General features: G+C 68.8%; 20 protein-coding genes and 1 riboswitch. Of the genes, 16 read left to right on the top strand and 4 right to left on the bottom strand.

Going from position 1 to position 22441, the window contains the following annotated elements:
* Positions 1-36 precede the first annotated feature (36 nt).
* Positions 37-1482 carry a cobyric acid synthase gene (locus Q352_RS0106260; RefSeq protein ID WP_244879559.1) on the bottom strand — a complete coding sequence of 482 codons (1446 nt, stop codon included), beginning with the start codon at positions 1480-1482 and terminating at the stop codon, positions 37-39.
* Positions 1483-1607: 125 nt separating this feature from the next.
* Positions 1608-1785: riboswitch (cobalamin riboswitch) on the top strand.
* A 168-nt stretch (positions 1786-1953) separates the two neighbouring features.
* On the opposite strand from Q352_RS0106260, the gene Q352_RS0106255 reads away from it, so the two are divergent.
* The 13 genes from Q352_RS0106255 to Q352_RS0106195 all read left to right on the top strand — a co-directional run bounded on the left by Q352_RS0106255 (position 1954) and on the right by Q352_RS0106195 (position 18779).
* Positions 1954-2283, top strand: coding sequence for a (2Fe-2S) ferredoxin domain-containing protein (locus Q352_RS0106255; RefSeq protein WP_028498602.1), 330 nt, complete (start codon positions 1954-1956; stop codon positions 2281-2283).
* Complete coding sequence (locus tag Q352_RS0106250; protein WP_028498601.1) at positions 2280-6356, top strand: cobaltochelatase subunit CobN; 4077 nt, start codon at positions 2280-2282, stop codon at positions 6354-6356. The genes Q352_RS0106255 and Q352_RS0106250 overlap by 4 nt, the downstream gene beginning before the upstream one ends.
* Positions 6353-8299, top strand: coding sequence for a putative cobaltochelatase (locus tag Q352_RS0106245; RefSeq protein WP_028498600.1), 1947 nt, complete (start codon positions 6353-6355; stop codon positions 8297-8299). The genes Q352_RS0106250 and Q352_RS0106245 overlap by 4 nt, the downstream gene beginning before the upstream one ends.
* Positions 8300-8332: 33 nt before the next feature.
* Positions 8333-9037, top strand: a complete 705-nt coding sequence (locus Q352_RS0106240; protein ID WP_028498599.1) for a cobalt-precorrin-7 (C(5))-methyltransferase — start codon at positions 8333-8335, stop codon at positions 9035-9037.
* The gene (locus Q352_RS0106235) at positions 9034-10605 is read left to right on the top strand and encodes a precorrin-8X methylmutase (RefSeq protein ID WP_028498598.1); all 1572 of its coding nucleotides are present in this window, start codon (positions 9034-9036) and stop codon (positions 10603-10605) included. The genes Q352_RS0106240 and Q352_RS0106235 overlap by 4 nt, the downstream gene beginning before the upstream one ends.
* Positions 10602-11756 carry a cobalt-precorrin-5B (C(1))-methyltransferase CbiD gene (cbiD, locus tag Q352_RS0106230; protein ID WP_028498597.1) on the top strand — a complete coding sequence of 385 codons (1155 nt, stop codon included), beginning with the start codon at positions 10602-10604 and terminating at the stop codon, positions 11754-11756. The genes Q352_RS0106235 and cbiD overlap by 4 nt, the downstream gene beginning before the upstream one ends.
* On the top strand, positions 11753-12484 hold the full coding sequence (gene cobI / locus Q352_RS0106225) for a precorrin-2 C(20)-methyltransferase (RefSeq protein WP_028498596.1): 732 nt from the start codon (positions 11753-11755) through the stop codon (positions 12482-12484). The genes cbiD and cobI overlap by 4 nt, the downstream gene beginning before the upstream one ends.
* Entirely contained in the window at positions 12481-13296 is an 816-nt protein-coding gene (gene cobM / locus Q352_RS0106220; RefSeq protein WP_028498595.1) for a precorrin-4 C(11)-methyltransferase, read from the top strand. The genes cobI and cobM overlap by 4 nt, the downstream gene beginning before the upstream one ends.
* A gap of 23 nt (positions 13297-13319) precedes the next feature.
* Positions 13320-14159: a cobalamin biosynthesis protein gene (locus Q352_RS20050; RefSeq protein WP_233495168.1), complete on the top strand. Its 840-nt coding sequence runs from the start codon at positions 13320-13322 to the stop codon at positions 14157-14159.
* Positions 14160-14230: 71 nt separating this feature from the next.
* Entirely contained in the window at positions 14231-15772 is a 1542-nt protein-coding gene (cobJ, locus tag Q352_RS0106210; protein ID WP_028498594.1) for a precorrin-3B C(17)-methyltransferase, read from the top strand.
* Entirely contained in the window at positions 15769-16857 is a 1089-nt protein-coding gene (locus tag Q352_RS0106205) for a CobW family GTP-binding protein (RefSeq protein WP_028498593.1), read from the top strand. The genes cobJ and Q352_RS0106205 overlap by 4 nt, the downstream gene beginning before the upstream one ends.
* A 9-nt stretch (positions 16858-16866) precedes the next feature.
* Positions 16867-17469: a cob(I)yrinic acid a,c-diamide adenosyltransferase gene (gene cobO / locus Q352_RS0106200; RefSeq protein WP_028498592.1), complete on the top strand. Its 603-nt coding sequence runs from the start codon at positions 16867-16869 to the stop codon at positions 17467-17469.
* Between the two features lie 2 nt (positions 17470-17471).
* Positions 17472-18779, top strand: coding sequence for a cobyrinic acid a,c-diamide synthase CobB (locus Q352_RS0106195; protein WP_036385483.1), 1308 nt, complete (start codon positions 17472-17474; stop codon positions 18777-18779).
* Here the strand turns inward: Q352_RS0106195 and pyrC are convergent.
* Both pyrC and Q352_RS0106185 read right to left on the bottom strand, forming a co-directional pair.
* Positions 18776-19816 (bottom strand): dihydroorotase, encoded by a 1041-nt coding sequence (gene pyrC / locus Q352_RS0106190; protein WP_028498590.1) that lies wholly within the window; start codon positions 19814-19816, stop codon positions 18776-18778. The two genes, Q352_RS0106195 and pyrC, sit on opposite strands and share 4 nt — an antisense overlap.
* Positions 19817-19833: 17 nt before the next feature.
* Positions 19834-20064, bottom strand: a complete 231-nt coding sequence (locus tag Q352_RS0106185; protein ID WP_028498589.1) for a sulfurtransferase TusA family protein — start codon at positions 20062-20064, stop codon at positions 19834-19836.
* Positions 20065-20207: 143 nt separating this feature from the next.
* On the opposite strand from Q352_RS0106185, the gene Q352_RS0106180 reads away from it, so the two are divergent.
* Genes Q352_RS0106180 through Q352_RS0106170 form a run of 3 tightly spaced genes read left to right on the top strand, consistent with a single transcriptional unit; the run spans position 20208 to position 22216 of the window.
* Positions 20208-20969 carry an NRDE family protein gene (locus tag Q352_RS0106180; RefSeq protein WP_028498588.1) on the top strand — a complete coding sequence of 254 codons (762 nt, stop codon included), beginning with the start codon at positions 20208-20210 and terminating at the stop codon, positions 20967-20969.
* A complete protein-coding gene (locus tag Q352_RS0106175) occupies positions 20966-21481 on the top strand; it encodes a CNP1-like family protein (protein ID WP_028498587.1) in 516 nt (171 codons plus the stop codon). Before Q352_RS0106180 ends, Q352_RS0106175 begins: the two co-directional genes overlap by 4 nt.
* 3 nt (positions 21482-21484) lie before the next feature.
* The gene (locus tag Q352_RS0106170; RefSeq protein ID WP_028498586.1) at positions 21485-22216 is read left to right on the top strand and encodes a pseudouridine synthase; all 732 of its coding nucleotides are present in this window, start codon (positions 21485-21487) and stop codon (positions 22214-22216) included.
* Positions 22217-22220: 4 nt separating this feature from the next.
* Here the strand turns inward: Q352_RS0106170 and Q352_RS0106165 are convergent, their stop codons facing one another.
* Complete coding sequence (locus Q352_RS0106165; RefSeq protein ID WP_028498585.1) at positions 22221-22406, bottom strand: DUF3460 family protein; 186 nt, start codon at positions 22404-22406, stop codon at positions 22221-22223.
* Positions 22407-22441 lie beyond the last annotated feature (35 nt).

The raw sequence follows: 22441 nt of genomic DNA, 5'->3' as shown, positions 1-22441 counted from the left end.
TCGCCGGGGGCAGGCCCCGCTTCGCGCGTCCGCGCTTCAGTCCGGCAGCCAGTCGGCGATGCGGGTGATGTCCAGGTTCTCCTCGATCAGGTTTGCCAGCCGTTCGATATGCGCCTCGCGGAGCGCAGGGTAGTCGACGGGCACCGCATCGGGCAGGCCGGCCCAGTGCAGCAGGGCGAGGCAGGCTTCCGGATGGTCGAACAGGCCGTGCAGATAGCTGCCCAGCACCTGGTCGTCGGCCGAGACCGCCCCCTCGTTGCCGTCGGCCAGCCGGATCGCCGGCCGGTCCAGCGCCGGGCCGGTCGACACGCCCATGTGGATCTCGTAGCCGGTGACGGCGGCATGGCCCGAGGCCAGCCATCCCTGCCGGCGTTCGAGCTGCTTGTGCGCATCCAGTGTCGTTTCCATGTCGAGCAGGCCGAGTCCCGGCGTGCTGCCGGCCGCACTTTCCAGCCCGAGCGGGTCGTGCAGCTGGCGGCCCAGCATCTGGAAGCCGCCGCAGATGCCGATCAGCCTGCCGCCGTAGCGCAGGTGACGGTCGATGGCGGCCTCCCAGCCATTGGCGCGCAGCCAGCCGAGATCGTCGCGGACGTTCTTGCTGCCCGGCAGCACGATCAGGTCGGCCGGCGGAATCGGCTGGCCGGCGGGGATCAGCTGGAATTCGACCTGCGGATGCAGGCGCAGCGGGTCGAAGTCGGTGTGGTTGCTGAGACGGGGCAAGGCCGGCGCGATCACGCGCAGTATCCGCTCGCCGCTGGCCGCCACGCCCTGCGTGCCCTGGCTCAGGCTGTCCTCGGCCTCGATATGCAGTCCCTGCAGGTACGGCAGGACGCCGAGCACCGGCTTGCCGGTTTCGCGCTCCAGCCAGTCCAGTCCCGGCTGCAGCAGGGCGATGTCGCCGCGGAAACGGTTGATGACCAGGCCGACCACGCGCCGGCGCTCGCTGTCCGACAGCAGCGCCAGCGTGCCGACCAGATGGGCGAACACGCCACCCCGGTCGATATCGGCCACCAGGATCACCGGGCAGTCGACCGCTTCGGCAAAGCCCATGTTGGCGATATCGCCATCGCGCAGATTGATCTCCGCCGGGCTGCCGGCGCCTTCGACCAGGACGCAGTCGCAGCTTGCCGCCACCCGGCTGTGGGCTTCGAGCACCACGCTCAGCGCCCTGGGCTTGAAGCGGTGATAGGCGGCGGCGTCCATATTGCCGATCGAATGGCCAAGGACGATGACCTGCGAGCCGGTATTGCTGTTCGGCTTCAGCAGGATCGGGTTCATGTCGGTATGCGGTTCGATGCCGCAGGCCAGCGCCTGCACCGCCTGCGAGCGGCCGATTTCGCCGCCATCGACGGTGACCGCGCTGTTCAGCGCCATGTTCTGCGGCTTGAACGGCATGACCCGGATGCCGCGCCGTATGAGAAAGCGGCACAGGCCGGTGACCAGGGTGCTTTTGCCGGCATCGGAGGTGGTGCCCTGGATCATGAGGGTTCTGGCTGGCATGGCGGCGGGGACGGGTGAATGAGGACGGCCATTATAGGGGTGTCGCCTGCGCCGGGCGTGGCGGACGGCCGATCGGGCACAAACGCGGTGCCCCGAAATCACGTATTATCCGGCGCTATTGCTGATGGTGCCCTTCGGGGTGAAACGGGAATGCGGTGAGAAACCGTGGCTGCCCCCGCAACTGTAAGTGACGAGCCCGCTTGACGATGCCACTGGATGACTCCGGGAAGGCCGCGCGGGTGATGACGCACGAGCCAGGAGACCGGCCATCGCCTTAGTCGACGTGAGTTGAAACCGGGCGGGGTGCACCGGGGGAAACCGCCAGCAGCCGTTCCGGCTGCGGCGCCTCGCTCGCGGCGACGCCCCCTGCACGAGGACGTCCTCCATGGCCCTGCCACCGCGCCGCTTCCGCCTTCCATTGTCGTTCTGCCCTGCCGCCGCGAGGGTGCCGTCATGAGACGCCACGACCGCCATGTCCTGATGTGCACTGGCCCGCGCTGCACCGGCAACGGCGTCGAGGCCGAGGCGATGTTCAAGGTGCTCGGGCAGGCGATCGACGCGCGCGACGGGCTGTGTGTCAAGCGTACCCGTTCGCACTGCTTTGCCGTGTGCAGGGAAGGCCCGATCGCCGTCGTCTATCCGGACGGCGTCTGGTATCGCCAGGTCGATGCCGCCGCCGTCGAACGCATCGTCGACGAACATCTGGTCAACGGTCGCCCGGTCGACGCGCTGGTGTTCCACCGGCTCGGAACCGGCGATGTCGGGCAGGAGGCGGGCCAGTGAACACTCCCGTTTCCCGCGGCATCGTGCTGTTGACCCACGCCGGCACCGACCTGACCGCGCTGCAGCGCGTGCGTGCCGAACTGCCGGACGGTTTCGTGCCAGTCTCCGGCGTCAACCTGCAGACCATCGTCTGCCCGGACGGCATGGCCGCCGTGCTGGCCGGTCCGGTGGCGACGGCGCGCGTCGTCATTGTCCGCGTGCTGGGCCGCACCAGTGCCATTCCCGGTTTCGACACCCTGTGGAAGGACGCCCGCGCCCACGGACGCGCCCTGATCGTGGTCAGCGGCACCGGCGAGCCGGACCCGGATCTGGCAGCACAGTCGACCGTCCCGCCGTCCCTGCAGCATGAAGTGACCGCCTACCTGCAGGCCGGTGGCACCGGCAATATGGCGCAGCTGCTGCGTTTCCTTGCCGACTACCTGCTGATGACCGGCTTCGGCTACCTGCCACCGACGCCGCTGCCCGAGCACGGCATCCACCATCCGGAACTGTCGGCCGACTGCTCGCTCGACGACTGGCTGGCGATCCGCCGGCCGGACTGGCCGACGGTCGGCATCACCTTCTATCGCGCGCACTGGGTCAGCGGCAACACCCGCTTTATCGACAGCCTGGTCGACGCCCTGGCCGCGCAGCAGCTGAATGCGCTGCCGGTCTATACCGCCTCGCTGCGCACGCTGGACGGTAACGGCATGCCGGCCGCCATGCAGTTTTTTGTCGGGGCGGACGGCACGAGCCGCATCGATGCGCTGATCAACACCACCTCGTTCGCCATGGGCGACGTGAACGCCGACGGGCCGACGCCGACCGGCTGGTCGGTGGCCGCTTTCGAGCGCCTCGACGTCCCGGTGGTGCAGGCAATCACCAGCAGCATGACCCGGGCGCAATGGGAGCAGTCGGAACGCGGGCTGAATCCGCTCGACACGGCGATGAACGTCGCACTGCCGGAGTTCGATGGCCGCATCGTCAGCGTGCCGATGTCGTTCAAGCATGCCAGCGACGGTGCGCCGGCCGAACAGACCGACTATGCGCCGCTGCCCGACCGGGTGCGGCGCGTGGCCGGCATCACCGCACGGCTGGTACGGCTGCGTCGGGTGCCAGCCGCCGACAAGCGCATCGCTTTCATCTTTACCAACTCTAACAGCAAGGCGTCGCAGATCGGCAATGCCGTCGGCCTCGACTCGCCGGCCTCGCTGTTTGCCATGCTGCATGCGATGCAGGCGCGCGGCTATCGCATCGACGGGCTGCCGGACAGCAGCGATGCCCTGATCCACGAACTGATCGACCGCGGCGCCTATGACGAGGCCTATCTCAGCGACGACCAGCTGCGGCGGGCCGTGGCGGCCGTACCGGCGGCGCGTTACGCCGAGTGGTTTGCCGAGCTGCCGGACGCACTGCGCGAGCGGATGAGCGCGCGCTGGGGTGCCGCTCCGGGCAGTGCCTATGTCCACCAGGGCCGGCTGGTGTTTGCCGGGCTGGAATACGGCAATGCATTCGTCGCCCTGCAGCCGCCGCGCGGCTACGGCATGGACCCGGACGCGATCTACCACACGCCGGACCTGCCGCCGACCCATCACTACCATGCACTGTACTGCTGGCTGCGCGACGACTGGCGGGCCGACGCCATCGTCCACGTCGGCAAGCACGGGACGCTGGAATGGCTGCCGGGCAAGGGCGTCGGCGTGTCGGAAAACTGCTTCCCGGACGCGCTGCTCGGCGACATGCCGCTGTTTTACCCGTTCATTCTCAATGACCCGGGCGAAGGTTCGCAGGCGAAGCGCCGCGCCCATGCCGTGGTCATCGACCACCTGACACCGCCGATGACCACCGCCGACACCTACGGGCCGCTGGCACAGCTGACACAGCTGGTCGACGAGTACTACCAGGTCGAGATGCTCGATCCGGGCAAGCTGCCGCTGCTGCAACAGCAGATCTGGGATCTGATCAAGGCCTCGAATCTCGATGCCGATCTGGCGGCGATGATGAAGCACGACCACGACCACGAGCCCGCCCCGGCACCGGCCGCGCCGACGGGCCTGTACCGGCCGAAGCCGGCGTCATCCGCCGCGCCCGGTGCCGGCAAGTACCGCATTGCCACGCCGGCAGCCGCGCACCCGCATGACCATGATCACGGCCATCACCACCACCATCATGATCATGACCATCACCACGATCATGACCACGATCATGACCACGACTGGGACGCCACGCTGAACGATGACGGCGTGCCGCTGACGCTGGCCGGCATGGACGGTGTCGATGTCGCCCACCTGATCGAGGATATCGACGGCTATCTGTGCGAGCTGGGTGCGGCGCAGATCCGCGACGGCCTGCATGTGCTGGGCCGCTCGCCGGATGGTGAGGCGCTGGTCGACATGATCTGCGCGCTGGTGCGCCTGCCGAACCTGGACGTGCCCGGCCTGCCGGCCGGGGTGGCGGCGGCGCTCGGGCTGGTGCTGGAGACGCTGCAGGCCGACAAGGGCCGGCGGCTGGAGCCGGTACCGCCCTTGCTGGCAGCGCTGGCCGATGCGCCGGTGGTGACCCGTGCCGATGCGCTGGATGTCATCGCCGCGCTGGGCCGCCGGCTGGTGGCCGGGCTGGCCGGACACGGTTTCGACCCGGCGGCGGTCAGTGCGGTGCTGGCGGCCGTGCTGCCCGGCGTCGTCGCCAGTGACGACATGGCGCGCACGCTGGCGTTTGTCTGCGCCGAACTGGTGCCAAACCTGGCGCGAACGCGCGAGGAAATCGACAACCTGCTGCACGGACTCGATGGCGGCTACGTGCCGGCCGGGCCAAGCGGCGCGCCGACGCGCGGCATGGCCCATGTGCTGCCGACCGGGCGCAATTTCTACTCGGTCGATCCGCGCGGATTGCCCTCGCAGGCCGCCTGGCGCATCGGCGCCGAGCTGGCCAGCGAGGTCATCGCCCGCCATCGCCAGGACACCGGGCATGATCCGGAGTCGGTCAGCATCAGCGTCTGGGGCACCAGCGCCATGCGTACCCATGGAGACGATATTGCCGAGATCCTGGCCTTGCTCGGTGTCCGGCCGACCTGGCAGGCCGAGAGCCGGCGCGTGTCCGGCATCGAGGTGATCGGACTGGCCGAACTGGGCCGGCCGCGCATCGACGTCACTGTGCGCATCAGCGGTTTCTTCCGCGATGCCTTTCCGCACCTGATCCAGCTGGTCGATGATGCGGTGCGGACGGTCGCGCTGCTCGATGAACCGGTCGATCGCAACTTTGTCCGCAAGCACTACCTGGCCGATCTGGCCGGCGAGCTGCTGGGCCGGCTGCCGCGTGACAGCGCCAACCGGCGCGCGCTGTACCGGGTATTCGGTTCAAGACCGGGCACCTATGGTGCCGGCATCCTGCCGCTGATCAACGAGCAGAACTGGCAGGACGATGCCGACTTCGCCACCGCCTACGTCAACTGGGGCGGCTATGCATACAGCCGCGATGACCAGGGCGTCGACGCCCGCGACGACTTCCGCCACCGGCTGTCCGGCATCGAGGTCGCGCTGCACAACCAGGACAACCGCGAACACGACATTTTCGACAGCGACGACTACCTGCAGTACCACGGCGGCATGATCGCCACCATCCGCAGCCTGACCGGCCGCCAGCCACGGCAGGACTTCGGCGACACCCACGATCCGGCCAGCCCGACCGTGCGCGGACTGAAGGAGGAAGTGCTGCGGGTATTCCGTTCGCGCGTCGCCAATCCCAAATGGATAGACGGCATCCGCAAACACGGCTACAAGGGCGGACTGGAACTGACCGCCACCGTCGACTACCTGTTTGGCTACGATGCCACCGCGCACGTGGTCGACGACTGGGTGTACCAGCAACTGGCCGAAACCTACGCGCTGGACGCCGACATGCAGGCCTTCTTTGCCGACAGCAATCCGTGGGCGCTGCATGCCATCACCGAACGCCTGCTGGAAGCCGCGCAGCGCCAGCTGTGGGCCGAACCGGCGCCGGACACGCTGGAGGCGCTGCGCGCGCTGCACCTGCGCAGCGAGGCAATGCTCGAAGCCCGCGGTGACATTCCGCGCATTGGAGTCGACAAGGCATGAAACACGCTTATCCGTTTGTCGCCATCGTCGGCCAGCCGCAACTGAAGCGGGCGCTGCTGCTGTGCGCGATCGACCCTTCGCTCGGCGGCGTGCTGATCCGTGGCGACAAGGGCACCGCCAAGAGCACCGCCGCGCGCGGGCTGGTCGATGTGCTGCCGCCGATCACCCGGGTGCCGGGCTGCGCGTACAACTGCGCGCCGGATGCGCCGCTGGCCGAGTGCCCGCATTGCGGCGATGGCGCCACCCCGGTTGCCGTGACCGTGCCGGTGCCGTTCATCAACCTGCCGCTCGGCGCCACCGAAGACCGCGTGCTTGGCAGCCTCGATTTCGAGCAGGCGCTGAAACACGGCCGGCAGGCCTTCAAGCCCGGCTTGCTGGCGGCTGCCCACCGCGGGTTGCTGTATATCGACGAGGTCAATCTGCTGGCCGACCACCTGGTCGACGTGCTGCTGGACGTGGCGGCGATGGGCGTCAATACCGTGCAGCGCGAGGGGCTGTCGGTCAGCCATCCGGCCCGCCTCACCCTGCTCGGCACCATGAATCTGGAAGAAGGCGACCTGCGTCCGCAATTGCTGGATCGCTTCGGCATGATGGTCGAAGTCAGCGCGCCGCGCGATGCGGCGGTGCGGGCTGAAGTGGTGCGGCGGCGGCTGGCGTTCGAGGCCGATCCGGCCGGCTTTGTCGCCGGCTGGCGCGCGGAAACCGATGCGCTGCGCGACACGATCCGTGTCGCGCAGGCCGGTCTGCGCCGGGTGACGCTGTCCGATGCGCTGTTCGATTTCGTCAGCCAGCTGTGCTGCGAATTCGAGGTCGCCAGCCTGCGTGCCGACATTGTCATGCACAAGGCGGCGCGGGCGATGGCAGCACTGGACGGTCGCGAGGTGGTCAGTGCCGAAGACGTGCGCGATGCCGCCGGGCTGGTGCTGCCGCATCGTCGCCGGCGCAAGCCGTTCGAGCAGGCCGGTCTCGACCACGACAAGCTGGAGTCGCTGACCCGGCAGGCAGCGGCGCCGCCACCGCCGCCGTCCGATGGCCAGGACGGCCCGCCGCCCGATGACGACGCCACCCCTGCTCCCGCCGCCGATGAGCCGGACGATGAGCATGACGGGGACGGCGGGTCCGGCGCGGCGCCGGAGCGGCAATTCGCTGCCGCCGGGGCAGACGATGTCGCCCGCATCGACCTGCTGGCCCGCCAGGCGCATGAGGCCAGCGGCCGGCGCAGCAGCGTGGTCGGCGCCCGTCGCGGTCACTATGTGCGTGCGGTGCCGGACGAGGCGCCGGACCAGCTGGCGGTCGATGCCACGCTGCGCCATGCGCTGCTGCGCGACCCGCAGGCTTTCGGCGTCACCCGTGCCGACCTGCATGCCAAAGTCCGCGTCGGCACCCAGGCCAGCCTGATCCTGCTGGTGGTCGACGCGTCCGGCTCGATGGCCGCGCGCCGGCGCATGGAAGCGGTCAAGGGCGCGGTGCTCGGCCTGCTGCGGGATGCGTACCAGCGCCGTGACCAGGTCGCGGTGATTGCCTTCCGCGGCGACGAGGCCGAGCTGGTGCTGCCGCCGACACGCCAGGTCGAACAGGCGGAACAGGCCCTGCACGAACTGCCGACCGGGGGCCGTACGCCGCTGTCGCATGCGCTGCGGCTGGCCGCCGACACCCTGGCCCGGCATGGCGACACGCTGACGCCGCTGCTGGTGGTGCTCAGCGACGGCCGTGCCAATGTGGCGCTGGATGTGCATCTCGATCCGTGGGCCGAGGCGCTCGGGCTGGCCGGCCGGCTGGCGGAGAGCGGCCTGCCGGCGCTGGTGCTGGATACCGAGCAGGGTTTTGTCCGGCTGGGCCGCGCGCGCGAACTCGCGCAGGCGCTGCAGGCCGACTATGTACCGATGGACCAGTTGTCGGCCGAGGTGCTGGCGCTGTCCATCCGTGAACGCCAGGGCCGGTAAGGCACGGCGATTCCACTCAAATCAGGAACTGACATGATCATTTGCATAGGCGCCGGCCCCGGCGATATCGGCTACCTGCCGCAACGCTCGGCCGGGCTGATCCGCGACGCGGACGTGATCGCCGGCTTCGACGCGGTCGTCAATGTGGTGCGGCCGCTGATTCCGGCCCGTGCCGAGGTGGTGCTGATGGGCTACAAGGACCAGGTCGCGCAACTGGAACACGTGGCGCGCCTGCACCACGCCGGCAAGCGCTGCGTGGTGGTGTTCATGGGCGACATTCATTTCAGCGGCTTCCAGTATCTGGAACGGGTCGAGCGCGCCTGCGGCCATCCGGTCGAGACCATGCCCGGCCTGTCGTCGGCGCAGGTGCTGGCATCGCGCGCCAGGGTGTGCTTCGACGAAACCACCTTTATCACCTTCCATCGCCGTGGCGACCTGACGCCGTTCAAGCGCCATCTGGTCCATGTGCTGGAAGACCAGCGCAACGCCATCGTCATTCCGTGCCCGTGGGATGCGGCGCGCTCGTTCATGCCGTGCCATATCGCGGCCTATCTGCTGGAAAACGGCATTTCGCCGGCGCAGCCGACCGAAGTCTGGGAAAACCTGACCCGCGGCGAAGCCGAATGGCATGGCACGCTGGCCGAATGCGCGGACAAGACCTTCTCCGACATGAGCATCATGCTGATCCGCACGCTGCAGCCGATGGCGAGCCAGATCGAACCGGCGGAGGCCGCATGAGTGACGGCAGCGACTACGCGATCGTGCTGGCCGGTCACGGCAGCCGCGATCCGGACGGCGTGCGCGAGTTCATGGCGCTGGTCGGGCTGTTGCGCGAGCGCGCCGCCGGCCGGCCGGTCACGCACGGTTTCCTGGAATTTGCCGCGCCGACCCTGGACCAGGCGGTCGAGGCGGCCATCGCCGACGGTGCGCGGCGACTGGTGATGGTACCCGGCGTGCTGCTGGCTGCCACCCATGCCAAGAACGACATGCCGAGCGAGCTGCTGGCGCTGCAGCGCGCCCATCCCGGTGTCGATTTCCACTTTGGCGCGGCAATGGACCTGCATCCGAAACTGCTGGAACTGTGCCGGCTGCGGCTGATCGAGGCAGAGGCGCGCACGGCGCGCACCGTGGCCCGTGCCGATACCTGTCTGGTGGTGGTCGGCCGCGGTACGTCCGACCCGGATGCGAACTCGGAAATCTCCAAGCTGACGCGCATGCTGGAGGAAGGCATGGGCTACGGCGCATCGTTCGTCTGCTATTCCGGCACGGCGCGGCCGCTGGTCGCCGACGGGCTCCGGGCCGCCGCGCTGCTCGGCTATTCGCGCATCATGGTGCTGCCGTACTTCCTGTTCGATGGCGTGCTGGTCAAGCGCATCTACGCGGCTGCCGCCGACCTCGCCGCCCGCCACCCGGAGATCGAAGTGCTGCCGGCCGGCTATCTCGGCGTGCATGCGCACGTGGCCGACGTATTCCTCGATCGCGCCCGCGAAGGCGTCGACGGGCGGGCGACGATGAACTGCGCACTGTGCAAGTACCGGGTGCAGATCGTCGGCTTCGAGGAACAGGTCGGTCTGCCGCAGCAGGGCCATCATGGCGGCGTGCGCGGGCTGCTGGCGCGCGACGATGCGCCGGCGGAGGCGGTGCCATGGCCCGCGTACCAGCCGCACCCGATCGAGGCGGAAAGCATGCGCCTCATCGACGCCGGTCGCGACTGGTCCGGTGTGCCGGACGACCACCGCATCGTGCTGCGGCGGCTGGTGCATACCAGCGGTGACTTCGACATTGTCGACGACCTGTATTTCTCGCCCGGCGCGGTCGAGATCGGCATGCGTGCGCTGCTGCGCTGCCGGCGCATCGTGACCGACGTCACCATGGTGCAGACCGGACTGAAGCGCGCGGTGCTGGATCAGCTTGGCGTCGACACCTGGTGCGGCGTGCACGATGCGGAAACCCGCTTGCTGGCCGACGCGCACGGCATCACCCGCTCGGCCGCCGGCATCCGCCGCGCGTGGGAGAAATTCGGCAACGAGGTGGTGGTGGCGATCGGCGACGCGCCGACCGCGATCATGGAACTGGTACGGCTGGTGCGCGAGCACGGCTGGCGGCCGCAGCTGGTGGTCGGACTGCCGGTCGGCTTCGTCGGCACGCGCGAATGCAAGGAGGCACTGCGCCGGCTGATGCAGGTGCCGCGCATCACCAATCGCGGTACGCGCGGTGGCTCGCCGTGGGCGGCGTCAGCAGTCAATGCGCTGATGATCGAGGCGATCGACCACGTGTATCGCCAGCAGGCGGACGCCGCACGATGAACGCCCCGGCGCGCCGTCCGTACGATCTGGCCACGCCGGCGCCGAACGGCCTGCGACGCGGCCGGACCACGGGCAGTTGCGCCACGGCAGCGGTCAAGGCCGCGTTGCTGCTGTTGCTGCGCGATGTCCGCGCCAGCGAGGTCGACATCAGCCTGCCGGACCCGGCGTTCTACCTGACCGTGCCGGTACAGGCGGTCGGGTTGCTGGACGGCGGCGCGGCTCGTGCCGAGGTACTGAAGTACGCTGGCGATGACCCGGACAACACCGATGGCGCGACAATTTTCGCCACGGTGACACCGAACGGCAGCGGTGAACTGCGTTTTCTCGCCGCCGCCGGCGTCGGCACCGTCACCCTGCCCGGCCTGCGCATTCCGCCCGGCGAGGCGGCGATCAATCCGGTGCCGCGCGAGATGATGCGGCGGGCGGTGGCCGAGGTGCTGGCCGGTGCGCCGGACCCCGGCTTCGACCTGGCGATCGGCTGCGTAGACGGCGAGAAGATCGCCCGTCGTACTTTCAATCCGATGCTCGGCATTGTCGGCGGCATTTCCATCCTCGGCACCAGCGGCATTGTTGAACCGATGTCGCTGGCGGCCTGGATGGCGTCGATCGAAATCTATATCCGCGTGGCGCTGGGCGAACTGCCGGACGCCATCGCCTTCACCCCGGGCAAGATCGGGCGCGGCCATGCGGCGCAGGTTCTGGGTCTGCCCGGCACCCGGGTGGTGCAGATCGCCAACTTTGTCGGCACGTCGCTGGACTATGTCGAGGCGACGCTGCAGGAACGACAGGCCCGGCTCGGTACCCTGTGGGTGCTCGGCCACCCGGGCAAGATTGCCAAACTGCTCGACGGCGTGTGGGACACGCATTCGGGCAAAAGCGGCATGGCCATGGGCGTCGTGGCCGCCGTGGCCGCCGAATCCGGTTTTCCCGCCGCGCTGGTGACGCGCATCGGGGCAGCCAATACCGTGGAGAATGCAGTGCAGATCATGGCCAATGATGCCGGCGACCGCGCCCGCGCGTTCTGGAGTGAAATCGAACAGCGGGTGGCAGCGCGGATGCAGACGCGGGTGCCGAGCGTCGACCGGGTTGCCGTGCGCCTGTTCAGCATGGATGGCACGCCGCTGGGTGAAGCGGCAGGGGAGGCGGCATGAGCCAGTGCGGACGTTTCTTCGGCGTTGGCGTCGGCCCCGGCCCGGCCGGGCTGGTGCCGGTTGCCGCCCTCGAGGCGCTGCGCGGCGTCGACCTGATCTACCTGCCGCGCGCGCGCGGCAGCGAGGTGTCGGTGGCGCGACAGTGCCTGGCCGGGCTCGGGCTGGCTGACGACCGCTTCCGCGAAATCGAATTCGAGATGGACCCGGACCGCCGGGTGCTGGCGACGCACTATGCGGCGCTGGCGGCAACGGTGGCTGGCGAGCTGCAGCAGGGACGTGACGTCGCCTACCTGACCATTGGCGATTCGATGACCTACTCGACCTACGGCTATCTGCTTGCCGCGCTGCGCGAGCGGCTGCCCGGGCTCGAGCACCGCACCTTTCCCGGCGTCACCAGCTTTGCCGCGACCGCGTCGGCACTGTCATGGCCGCTGGGCGAAGGCAAGGAACGCATCCTGATCCTGCCGTGCCCGGACGACATGACCGCGCTGCGCGCCGATATCGACAGCCACGACATCGTGGTGCTGATGAAAATCGGTGCCCGGCTGGGCGCGGTACTGGATCTGCTCGACGACATGGGCATTGCGCGGCATTGTGCCTTTGCCCGCCGTATCGGCCTGCCCGGCGAAGTGCTGTGCGATGACGTGAGCCGGCTCGATGCGTCGGCCAGCGGCTATCTGGCCACCCTGCTGATCCGCCGCGAGGCGAGAGAGAGACGACACGCATGAAAGTCTATTTCATCGGCGCCGGTCCCGGCGCCGCCGACCTGATCACCCTGCGCGGCAGCCGCCTGCTCGGCCGCGTGCCGATGGTGCTGTACGCCGGTTCGCTGGTGCCGGCCGAAATGCTGCAGCATTGCCGCGCCGATGCCGAGATCCTCGATACCGCCGAGCTGTCACTCGACCAGCAGGAAGCCTGCTATCGCCGCGCGCGTGATGCCGACCTGGACGTGGCGCGGCTGCATTCCGGCGATCCGGCCATCTACGGCGCGACCGCCGAGCAGATGCGCCGGCTGGAAGCGCTCGGCATCGACTACGAGATCGTGCCCGGCGTGTCGTCGTTTACCGCCGCCGCCGCCGTTCTCGGCAGCGAGCTGACCCGGCCGGCGGTGTCGCAGTCGGTCATCCTGACCCGGGTGTCCGGCCGGGCGTCGGCAGTGCCGGAGCGGGAGTCGATCGCCCGTTTTGCCGAGCACCAGGCGACCATGTGCATCTTCCTGTCCGGCCAGCGGCTGAAGCAGACCGTGGCCGACCTGCTGCTGCACTACCCGGCCGATACCCCGGTGGCGCTGGTGCGGCGCGCCAGCTGGCCGGACCAGACGATCCACCGCGCCACGCTGGCGACCCTGCTTGGCGGGGTGCGGCAGAAGGACTGGCTGCTGACCACGCTGCTGCTGGTCGGCCCGGCGCTGTCACGCGACGGCGGGGTCGAATCCAGCCTGTATGCGGCCGGTTTCACCCACCTGTTCCGCGACGGCAGCGACCGCAAGAAGCCGCGCGTGCGCCGTCGCACGGCGCCGGCAGCGGAGGACGCGAAATGAAGCCACCCGGACACACTTCTGCCATGACATCGCTGCGCCCCGCCGTGGTCGCCGGCAAGCTGAGCCCGTGCGCGGTCTGGCTGGTGCGGCCGGATGCGCAGCCGCTCGGCGAGCGACTGGCCACCGCACTTGATGCCGACTGCGTCCGGCCATGGCTGACACCCGGGCTGTCGCCACTGATCCAGTTCCGGCAGCAGTTTGCGTTGCGGCGGCAGTGGGTGCTGATCATGGCCAGCGGCATCGCCGTGCGCTATCTGGACGGTCTGACCGCCAGCAAGCATACCGACCCGGCGGTAGTGGTGCTCGATGAAGCAGCGCGCTTCGCCATCCCGCTGCTGTCCGGCCACGAGGGCGGCGCCAATGCCCTGGCCTACCGGCTGGCGCGACTGACCGGTGCCGTCCCGGTCGTGACCACCGCGACCGAGGCGCTGAAACCGCTGACGCTCGGCATCGGCTGCCGCCGCGGCAAGTCGGTCGACGAGATCGAACGTGCGGTGCTGCAGGTGCTGGATGGCCGTCCGCTGCGCATGGTGCGCGAGGTCGCCACCATCGACCTGAAAGCCGACGAACCCGGCCTGCTGGCGTTCTGCATCCGCTACGACCTGCCGTTGCGCGTCATCGACCGCGACGATGTCGCTGCCCGGGCATGGCTGAACCAGCCGTCCGACTGGGTGCGGCGCCATGTCGGCGTCGGCGGCGTGTGCGAGCCGTGCGCGCTGATCGCCAGCCCGCGCGGGCAACTGGTCGTGCCCAAGACCGCGGTCAATGGCGTGACCGTCGCCGTCGTCGACGATGGCCAGACCGCCGATACCGCCGGACCCTACCGGCCGCACTGGCGCCGCTGCCTGCCTGACGACTGCTAGGACGCCTTGCCGATGCAGCCTGTTTTCCTTCCCTTGCCGTGCTTCCGGCGCGGCAGCCTGAAAGCCATCCAATGAGCGGCAAACTTTATCTGGTCTCCGTCGGCCCGGGCAGTCATGAACTGATCCCGCCGATGGTGAAGACCGCCCTGCAGGCCAGCGACGTGGTCGTCGCCTACGAGCTGTATCTGACCTGGATCCGGCCATGGATTGCCGGCAAGGACATCCGCACCCTGCCGCTGACCCAGGAGCGCGACCGCGCGCAGCTGGCGATCGCCGAAGCCCGCGCCGGCCGGACCGTGGCGCTGGTGTCCAGCGGCGACATCGGCGTGTACGCCATGGCGGCGCTGGCATTCGAGGACATGGCCGACGATGACAGCTACGAGGTGCAGCTGATTCCCGGCATCACCTCGGCCAATGCCTGCGCATCCCTGCTCGGTTCGCCGCTGTCGCACGATTTCGCCACCCTGAGCCTGTCCGACCTGCTGTGCCCGTGGGACTGGATCGAAACCCGTGCCCGCCATATCGCCCAGGCCGACCTGGCGGCGGTGTTCTACAACGTGCAGAGCCGCCAGCGCCAGGAAGGCGTCTACCGCATTCTCGACATCATGCTCGAACACAAGCGGCCCGGGACCCTGTGCGGCATCGTCCGCAATGCCTACCGCGAGGGCCAGTCGGTCGAGATCGCCACCCTGGCCGAGCTGCGCACCCGCCAGTTCGACATGCTGACCACGCTGGTGATCGGCAACCGCTTTACCCGGCGCAAGCGCGACTGGATCTTCACCCCGCGCGGCTACGGCAACTGGGATGACACGCCGGACACGGTCACGGCGGACAGCCTGCCCGATGGCGCCGTGTGGGTGTTCTCCGGTACCGGTGACGGCAATGCGCTGGCACGCGAGATCGCCGGCCGCGGCCATGCGGTGGTGGTGTCCAGCGCCAGCGACTACGGTGCCGAACTGGTCGCGCAGGACTGCCCGGGCCTGACGCCGCTGGCCGGCCGGCTCGGCATCGAGCGCCGGCGCGAGCTGCTGGCCCGCAGCCGGGCGCGCTTCATCGTCGATGCAACCCACCCGTACGCGGCCGACATGTCACAGCAACTGATCGCGCTGGCAGCCGGGCAGAACCTGCCGTATCTGCGCTACGAGCGACCGGATGCGTGCGATCCGCACCCGGCCAGGCACTGCACCAGCATGGCCGGGGCGGCCGCACTGGCCATGGCGCACGGCCGGCGCATCTTTCTTGCCACCGGCAGCAAGGATCTGGCCGATTTCGTCCAGGCCGACGGTGCCGGCCAGCACGCCTGGTTCGTGCGCCTGGCACCGGACCCGCTGCACCTGCAGCGCGCGCTCGACCTCGGCATTCCGCGCTCCCGGCTGTGCGCGATGCAGGGGCCGTTCTCGCAGCAGGCCAACGAGACGCTGTGGCGCGACTGGGGCATCGACTGCGTGGTGACCAAGCAGTCCGGCGCGGCCGGCGGTTATCCGGCCAAGGCCGCGGCGGCGGCGGCGCTGGGCATTCCGCTGATCGTGGTCGACCGGCCGCAGGTCGATTACCCGGCCATGGCCACCGATTTCGGCGCCGTTCTGGCCGCTTTGCCGGAGATTGCCGCATGAACCGCATTCCGGTCACCCTCATCACCGGCTTTCTCGGCGCCGGCAAGACCACCTTGCTGTCGAACCTGATCCGCACCAGCCGCAACCGCCGGCTGGCCATCCTGGTCAACGAATTCGGCGAGGTGTCGATCGACGGCGCGCTGCTGCGCGACGATGGCCGCAGCGCGGACGCGGAAATCCACGACCTGCCGAACGGACTGATTGCCTATGGCGACGATCAGGACTTTCTGCCGACGCTGCAGGCCCTGTGGGCGCGGCGCGAGCAGATCGACCATATCCTGATAGAGACCTCCGGTCTGGCCCTGCCGACTGCGGTCATGGAGCGCCTGCAGGGCGACGACCTGGCGCCGTATTTCGTGCTCGACGCCACGCTGGCGGTGGTCGATACGCCATTGCTGCTGGCCGGCGATTTTGATCCGGCAACGGATGGCGATCCGGTCGCCAGCCTGTTCCGGCAGCAACTGGCCAGCGCCGACATTGTGGTGCTGAACAAGATTGGCGGGCTTGACGACGACGCGCTGCTCGACGCCGAAGCCCGCGTGCGCGGGCTGGCGCCGGCGATCCGCTTTATCGAGCTTGCGCATGATGCGCGGCTGGATACCCGGCTGACGCTCGGCCTGCACCTGCACGAAGTGGCCGGCAGCGGCCATCGCCACTACGGCCCGGTCGCCACCCTGCCGGGGCTGAACCTGCGCCCGCTGTCCGACCAGCGACCGCTCGACGGCCACAGCCATGGCGGCCTCGGCGCCCACAGCCACGGCCTTGCCACCCATCGCCATTTCCATGAGCAGGACCCGGGCTGGCAGTCGTTTACCGTCAGCAGCACCGAGGCGCAGGATGCCGACACGCTGCGCCGGGCGCTGATCGCCATCGCCCGCTGCGAGCCGCTGCTGCGCATCAAGGGCTTCGCCCCGGCAGCCGGCAGCCGGTTGCGCATCCAGGCGGTGCGCAGCCGGGTCGACGTGCAGCTGCAGGACGCCGACACCCCGGTGCGGCCGGCGCAACTGGTGTGCATCGGCTACCACCCGAGCCGTCCGCGCGTGATCGAACAACTGAACGAACTGACCGGCACCCGCTGGCGTTAGGAGATCTCCATGAAAACCGATCCGGCTTCCCACCAGCGCATGACCGAGCGACGCAAGGCCGGCTTCGACAAGAAGCAGGCTGCTGCTGCCGGCGAAAAAGGCCTGCTGATCGTCCATACCGGCATCGGCAAGGGCAAGAGCAGCGCCGCCTTCGGCATGGGGCTGCGCGTGGTCGGCCACGGCATGCGGCTCGGTGTGGTGCAGTTCATCAAGGGCGCGCTGCATACCGCCGAGCGCGATCTGCTCGGCGGCTTCGACAACTGCGATTTCCTGACCGTCGGCGACGGCTACACCTGGAACACCCAGGACCGCGACGCCGATATCGCCACCGCCCGCCGGGGCTGGGACGAGGCGCAGCGGATGATCGCCGGCGGCGACTACGACATGGTGATCCTCGACGAGCTGAACGTCGTGCTCAAGTATGACTACCTGCCGCTCGACGAAGTGCTGGCGACCTTCGCCGCTCGCCCGGCCGCGCTGCATGTGGTCGTGACCGGCCGCCATGCGCCGGACGCGCTGATCGAGGCGGCCGACCTGGTGACCGAGATGCGGCTGGTCAAGCACCCGTACCGCGAGCAGGGCATCAAGGCCCAGCAGGGTGTCGAGTTCTGAGCATGGACGAGCGCATTCGCCATTGCCCGGCGCTGTTTCTGACCGCGCCGGCGTCGCACCAGGGCAAGACCACGCTGTGTGCCGGGCTGGCCCGTCACCATCGTGACCAGGGACGTCGGGTACGGGTGTTCAAGACCGGGCCGGACTTTCTCGACCCGTACATTCTGGAACGCGCATCCGGCCTGCCGGTCCACGCGCTCGACCTGTGGATGACCGGCGAGCAGGACTGCCGCCAGCGGCTGTACCAGGCTGCCGGCGATGCCGATCTGATCCTGATCGAAGGCAGCATGGGACTGTTCGACGGCACGCCGTCGAGCGCCGACCTGGCGGCGACCTTCGGTGTGCCGGTGCTGGCGGTGATCGACACCACCGGCATGGCGCAGACCTTTGCCGCCGTGGCGCACGGGCTGGCGAGTTTCCGGCCCGACCTGCCGTTTTATGGCGTGCTGGCCAACCGCGTTGCCAGCGAGCGCCATGCCGAAATGCTGCTGCAGGCGCTGCCGCCCCATCTTCGCTGCGTCGGCTGCGTGCCGCGCGACGAGACAATGACCCTGCCCGAGCGCCATCTGGGACTGGTGCAGGCGCAGGAAATCGATGATCTGGAACACCGGCTGCAGGTTGCCGCCACGCAGATTGCCGCCACTGCGCTGACAACGCTGCCTCCGCCGGTTGTCTTCGCCCCGGTCGGGTGCCTGCCACTGGCGCCACGACTGGCCGGCGTGCGCATCGCCATTGCCCGCGATCGTGCGTTCTCGTTCCTGTATCCGGCCAATGTCGAGTGCCTGACCGCGCTGGGGGCCGAACTGGTGTTTTTCTCGCCGCTGGCCGACGAGCCACTGCCGGCAGCCGATGCGGTCTACCTGCCGGGCGGTTACCCGGAGCTGCACCTGGACGCACTGGCGGCGAACCGGATCAGCGCGGACACGCTGCGCGCGCATGTCGACGCCGGCAGGCCGCTGTATGCCGAATGTGGCGGCATGCTCTATCTGCTGGACCGGCTGACCGACGGCGCCGGCCACGGCGCGGCCCTGCTCGGCCTGCTGCCGGGACAGGCCCGGGTCCAGCGCCGGCTGGCCGGCCTCGGCCTGCAGGCGGTCGAGCTGGATGGCGGCACGCTGCGCGGGCACACCTTCCACTACTCGCGGCTGGACACGCCGCTGACGCCGCTGACCCATGCCCGGCGCGCAAGCGGCGGGGCGGCCGGCGAGGCGGTCTATCGCCATCGCGGCATTACCGCCAGCTATCTGCACGCCTACTTCCCGTCGCAGCCGGAGGCGGCCGCGCGGCTGTTCCTGTCCGCCGGGGCCTAGTCGACCCGCTTCCAGCGCATGGTTTCGCCGGCGCGGAACGGAACCAGCTGCTGATCGCCATACGGCAGACTGTCCGGCACGGTCCAGCTTTCGCGCGCCAGGGTCAGGGTGCCGGTGTTGCGCGGCAGGCGGTAGAAGTCCGGGCCGTGGTGGCTGGCAAAGGCTTCCAGCCGGTCCAGCGCGTCGGCATCCTCGAACACCTCGGCATACAGCGGCATCGCCGCCAGCGCGGTGTACATGCCGGCGCAGCCACAGGCGGTTTCCTTCGCGTGCCGGGCGTGCGGTGCGCTGTCGGTGCCAAGGAAGAACTTCGGCGACCCGCTGGTGACGGCGGCGACCAGCGCGCGGCGATGTTCCTCGCGCTTCAGGATCGGCAGACAGTACAGGTGCGGACGAATGCCGCCCTGGAAGATCGCATTGCGGTTCAGCAGCAGGTGATGGGCGGTGACGGTTGCCGCCAGATTGTCGCCGGCGGCGGCGACGAACTCGGCTGCCTGGCGGGTGGTGATGTGCTCCATGACCACCCGCAGCGTCGGCAGTTCGCGCAGCAGCGGCATCAGCACGGTGTCGATGAAGACCGCTTCGCGGTCGAAGATGTCGATCTGCGGATCGGTCACCTCGCCGTGAACCAGCAGTGGCACGCCGCGCTCGGCCATGCGCTCCAGCGTCTTCATGCACTTCTGCAGGCTGGTGACGCCGGCGTCGGAGTTGGTGGTCGCCCCGGCCGGGTACAGCTTCAGCGCGTGGACAAAGCCCGATTCCGCCACCCGGTCGATTTCGTCCGCCGGGGTGTTGTCGGTCAGGTACAGCGTCATCAGCGGCGTGAATGACAGGCCGGACGGCAGCAGCGCCGCGGTGATCCGGTCGCGGTAGGCGGCCGCCAGCGCGACGGTGGTGACCGGCGGCTTCAGGTTCGGCATGACGATGGCGCGGGCGAATTCGCTTGCGGTATGCGCAACGACGGCATGCAGTGCCGCTTCGTCGCGCAGGTGCAGGTGCCAGTCGTCGGGGCGGGTCAGGGTCAGGAATTGGGTCATCGGCAGGGCTTCCGTGATTACTTGCGACGCAGCACGAGACGGAACTTGCCGTCATCGGTCTGACCGGACTCGACCAGCACATTGCCGGTCTGGCGACAGAAGGCTTCGAAATCGGTCGGCGCGGCCGGGTCGGTGGCGATGACCTCCAGCGTCTGGCCGCTGGTCAGCGTGGCCAGGGCCTTCTTGGCGCGCAGCATTGGCAGCGGGCAGGACAGGCCGCTGACGTCGAGCTTGTGATCGGGGATCATGCGTTTCTCTAACGGGGAATCGGGCAGGAGCCCATGTTACCCGGCTGCCGCAAACGCTGAAAGTTGCGCCCGCGCTGGTCGCGGGCCGGCCGGGCCGGGTATCCTTCCGCCGTTGCGGCATTTCGCCGTCGGACAGGTTGACCATGTGCCTCATTGCTCTTGCCGTTCATGCCATTCCCGGTCAGTCGCTGGTAGTGCTCGCCAACCGTGACGAGTTCGTCGCGCGTGAATCCGCGGTGGCCGACTGGTGGGAAGATCGTCCCGACACGCTCGGTGGCCGCGATCTGGTCGCCGGGGGCTCGTGGCTGGCAATCCGTCGCGACGGCCGTTTCGCCGCCGTGACCAATGTCCGTCAGGGCCGTCCGGGCAGCGGCGAAAAAAGCCGTGGCGAGCTGGTCACGTCGTTCCTGGCGTCCGACCTGTCGCCGGCAGCCTATGCCCGTGAACTGAAAGACCTTGCGCCGGCCTATGCGCCGTTCAATCTGGTGTTCGGCCATGCCAACGAACTGCTGGTTTTCCACAGCCCGACCCGCGAGCTGAACCGGCTGACGCGCGGCGTGCACGGCATCAGCAACGGCCGTCCCGATGCGCCGTGGCCGAAAACGCGCCGGCTGGGCGAGCATCTGACCGGACTGAGCCGGCTGCCGTCGCAGGACACCCTGTTCGAGTGGCTGTCCGATACCGAGGAAGCCGGTATCCATGAATTGCCGAATACCGGCGTCGGCACGGCGCGCGAGCGCTTTCTGTCGCCGGTATGCATCCAGGGTGCCGATTACGCGACCCGCGCCAGTACCGTGGTCGCCGTCGACACCCGTGGCCGGGTCTCGTTCTGCGAACAGCCCTGGCATGCCGGCCGGCCGCTGGGCCGGCGCCCATTCACCTTTACCCTGGAGTCGCGTCCGTGAACGCCATTCGTTTTCTGCCCGTCATCGCGCTGGCCTTCGTCACCCTTGCCCATGCCGGCGACAACAGCGGCGAATACAACCGCAACTATGAATGGAAGCCGGACGAGGTCAAGCAGGACACTGCCGTCACCCTGCCGGCCTGGGTCGCCGACGACGGCTGGCTGCCGTACAACGCCGGCCGCATGCACAAGAACCGTTATTTTGTCGCGCCGTCGTCAATCTCGCTGGTGGCCGACGGCAGCGTGCGCTATGCGCTGAAGGTGGTCAGCCCGGAAGGCGCGCAGAACTATCTGTATGAAGGCATGCGCTGCGAAAACAGCCAGACCATCCGCTATGCGACCGGCCGGCCGGAATCGAAAAGCTGGCGGATGAGCCCGAAGTCCGAATGGCGCAAGCTGATTCCCGGCGACGTGCCGCAAGTGCAACTGAAGTATGACGTGTTCTGCCCGGACCAGGACCGGCCGGTGGTGTCGGTCGAGCAGGCGGTCAAGCTGCTGCAGAACAACCGCTGACCGGTGGCGCTGGACATCCTGTACCGCGATGACGATCTGGTCGCGGTCCACAAGCCGTCCGGGCTGCTGGTTCACCGCTCGGACATCGACCGTCACGAAACGCGCTTCGCCGTGCAGAGCGTGCGCGACCAGCTCGGCTGCCGGGTCTACCCGGCCCACCGGCTCGACAAGCCGACTTCCGGCGTGCTGCTGTTCGGGCTGACGCCGGCGGCGGGCCGGGCGCTGTCGCAGGCGTTCGAGGCGCAGACCGTCGACAAGCGCTATCTGGCGGTAGTGCGTGGCTGGCCGGACGAGGGCGGGGAAATCGATCATCCGCTGCGGCGCATCGTCGATCACTACGCGCCGGGCGAAGTCCACGACGACAGCCCGCCGCAGGCGGCGCTGACGCGGTTTCGCCGGCTGGTGACCATCGAGCTGCCATGGGCGGTCGACCGCTATCCGAGTTCGCGCTACGCGCTGGTCGAACTCGATCCGCAGACCGGCCGGCGCCACCAGCTGCGCCGGCACCTGAAGCACGTCAGCCACCCGATCATCGGTGATGCGACCTATGGCAAGGGCCGGCACAACCGTGCGTTTGCCGAGGCATTCGGCGTGTCGCGGCTGCTGCTGGCCTGCACGCGGATGTCATTCGCCCATCCGGTCGATGGCCGGCCGCTGACCGTGGCGTGTCCGCTGGCCGCGGATTTCCTGCAGGTGGTCGACGCGCTCGGCTGGCGCGACGCGCTGCCGGACTGAGGACTCAGTCCGGGTTGTACACGTACGGCTTCTGCGCCACGGCCGAGGCGCGGAAACGGCGCTGCTCGTCGATATCCAGGTTGCGGTCCCACAGCGTCAGGCGGAATGCCTGCCGGTCGGCGACGACCTGCGGGTTCTTTTCCAGGAAGGCGTTCATGAACTGGGTCAGGTCGGACTGGTAAGCGGCCATGGCGGGGATCTCGTGTTGGGGACGGCTGACGGAAG

This window comes from Microvirgula aerodenitrificans DSM 15089 (assembly GCF_000620105.1).
GTDB lineage: Bacteria > Pseudomonadota > Gammaproteobacteria > Burkholderiales > Aquaspirillaceae > Microvirgula > Microvirgula aerodenitrificans.
This window is presented reverse-complemented; position numbering and strand designations above follow the sequence as displayed.

Bases quoted from the DNA above. Each gene is read 5' to 3' on its own strand.
- cobO (WP_028498592.1), top strand. From the start codon at position 16,867: ATGAAAACCGATCCGGCTTCCCACCAGCGCATGACCGAGCGACGCAAG.
- Q352_RS0106180 (WP_028498588.1), top strand. From the start codon at position 20,208: ATGTGCCTCATTGCTCTTGCCGTTCATGCCATTCCCGGTCAGTCGCTG.
- cbiD (WP_028498597.1), top strand. From the start codon at position 10,602: ATGAACGCCCCGGCGCGCCGTCCGTACGATCTGGCCACGCCGGCGCCG.
- Q352_RS0106240 (WP_028498599.1), top strand. From the start codon at position 8,333: ATGATCATTTGCATAGGCGCCGGCCCCGGCGATATCGGCTACCTGCCG.
- Q352_RS0106245 (WP_028498600.1), top strand. From the start codon at position 6,353: ATGAAACACGCTTATCCGTTTGTCGCCATCGTCGGCCAGCCGCAACTG.
- cobM (WP_028498595.1), top strand. From the start codon at position 12,481: ATGAAAGTCTATTTCATCGGCGCCGGTCCCGGCGCCGCCGACCTGATC.
- Q352_RS0106255 (WP_028498602.1), top strand. From the start codon at position 1,954: ATGAGACGCCACGACCGCCATGTCCTGATGTGCACTGGCCCGCGCTGC.
- Q352_RS0106260 (WP_244879559.1), bottom strand. From the start codon at position 1,482: ATGATCCAGGGCACCACCTCCGATGCCGGCAAAAGCACCCTGGTCACC.
- Q352_RS0106235 (WP_028498598.1), top strand. From the start codon at position 9,034: ATGAGTGACGGCAGCGACTACGCGATCGTGCTGGCCGGTCACGGCAGC.
- Q352_RS0106165 (WP_028498585.1), bottom strand. From the start codon at position 22,406: ATGGCCGCTTACCAGTCCGACCTGACCCAGTTCATGAACGCCTTCCTG.
- Q352_RS0106185 (WP_028498589.1), bottom strand. From the start codon at position 20,064: ATGATCCCCGATCACAAGCTCGACGTCAGCGGCCTGTCCTGCCCGCTG.
- cobI (WP_028498596.1), top strand. From the start codon at position 11,753: ATGAGCCAGTGCGGACGTTTCTTCGGCGTTGGCGTCGGCCCCGGCCCG.
- Q352_RS20050 (WP_233495168.1), top strand. From the start codon at position 13,320: ATGACATCGCTGCGCCCCGCCGTGGTCGCCGGCAAGCTGAGCCCGTGC.
- pyrC (WP_028498590.1), bottom strand. From the start codon at position 19,816: ATGACCCAATTCCTGACCCTGACCCGCCCCGACGACTGGCACCTGCAC.
- Q352_RS0106205 (WP_028498593.1), top strand. From the start codon at position 15,769: ATGAACCGCATTCCGGTCACCCTCATCACCGGCTTTCTCGGCGCCGGC.
- cobJ (WP_028498594.1), top strand. From the start codon at position 14,231: ATGAGCGGCAAACTTTATCTGGTCTCCGTCGGCCCGGGCAGTCATGAA.
- Q352_RS0106195 (WP_036385483.1), top strand. From the start codon at position 17,472: ATGGACGAGCGCATTCGCCATTGCCCGGCGCTGTTTCTGACCGCGCCG.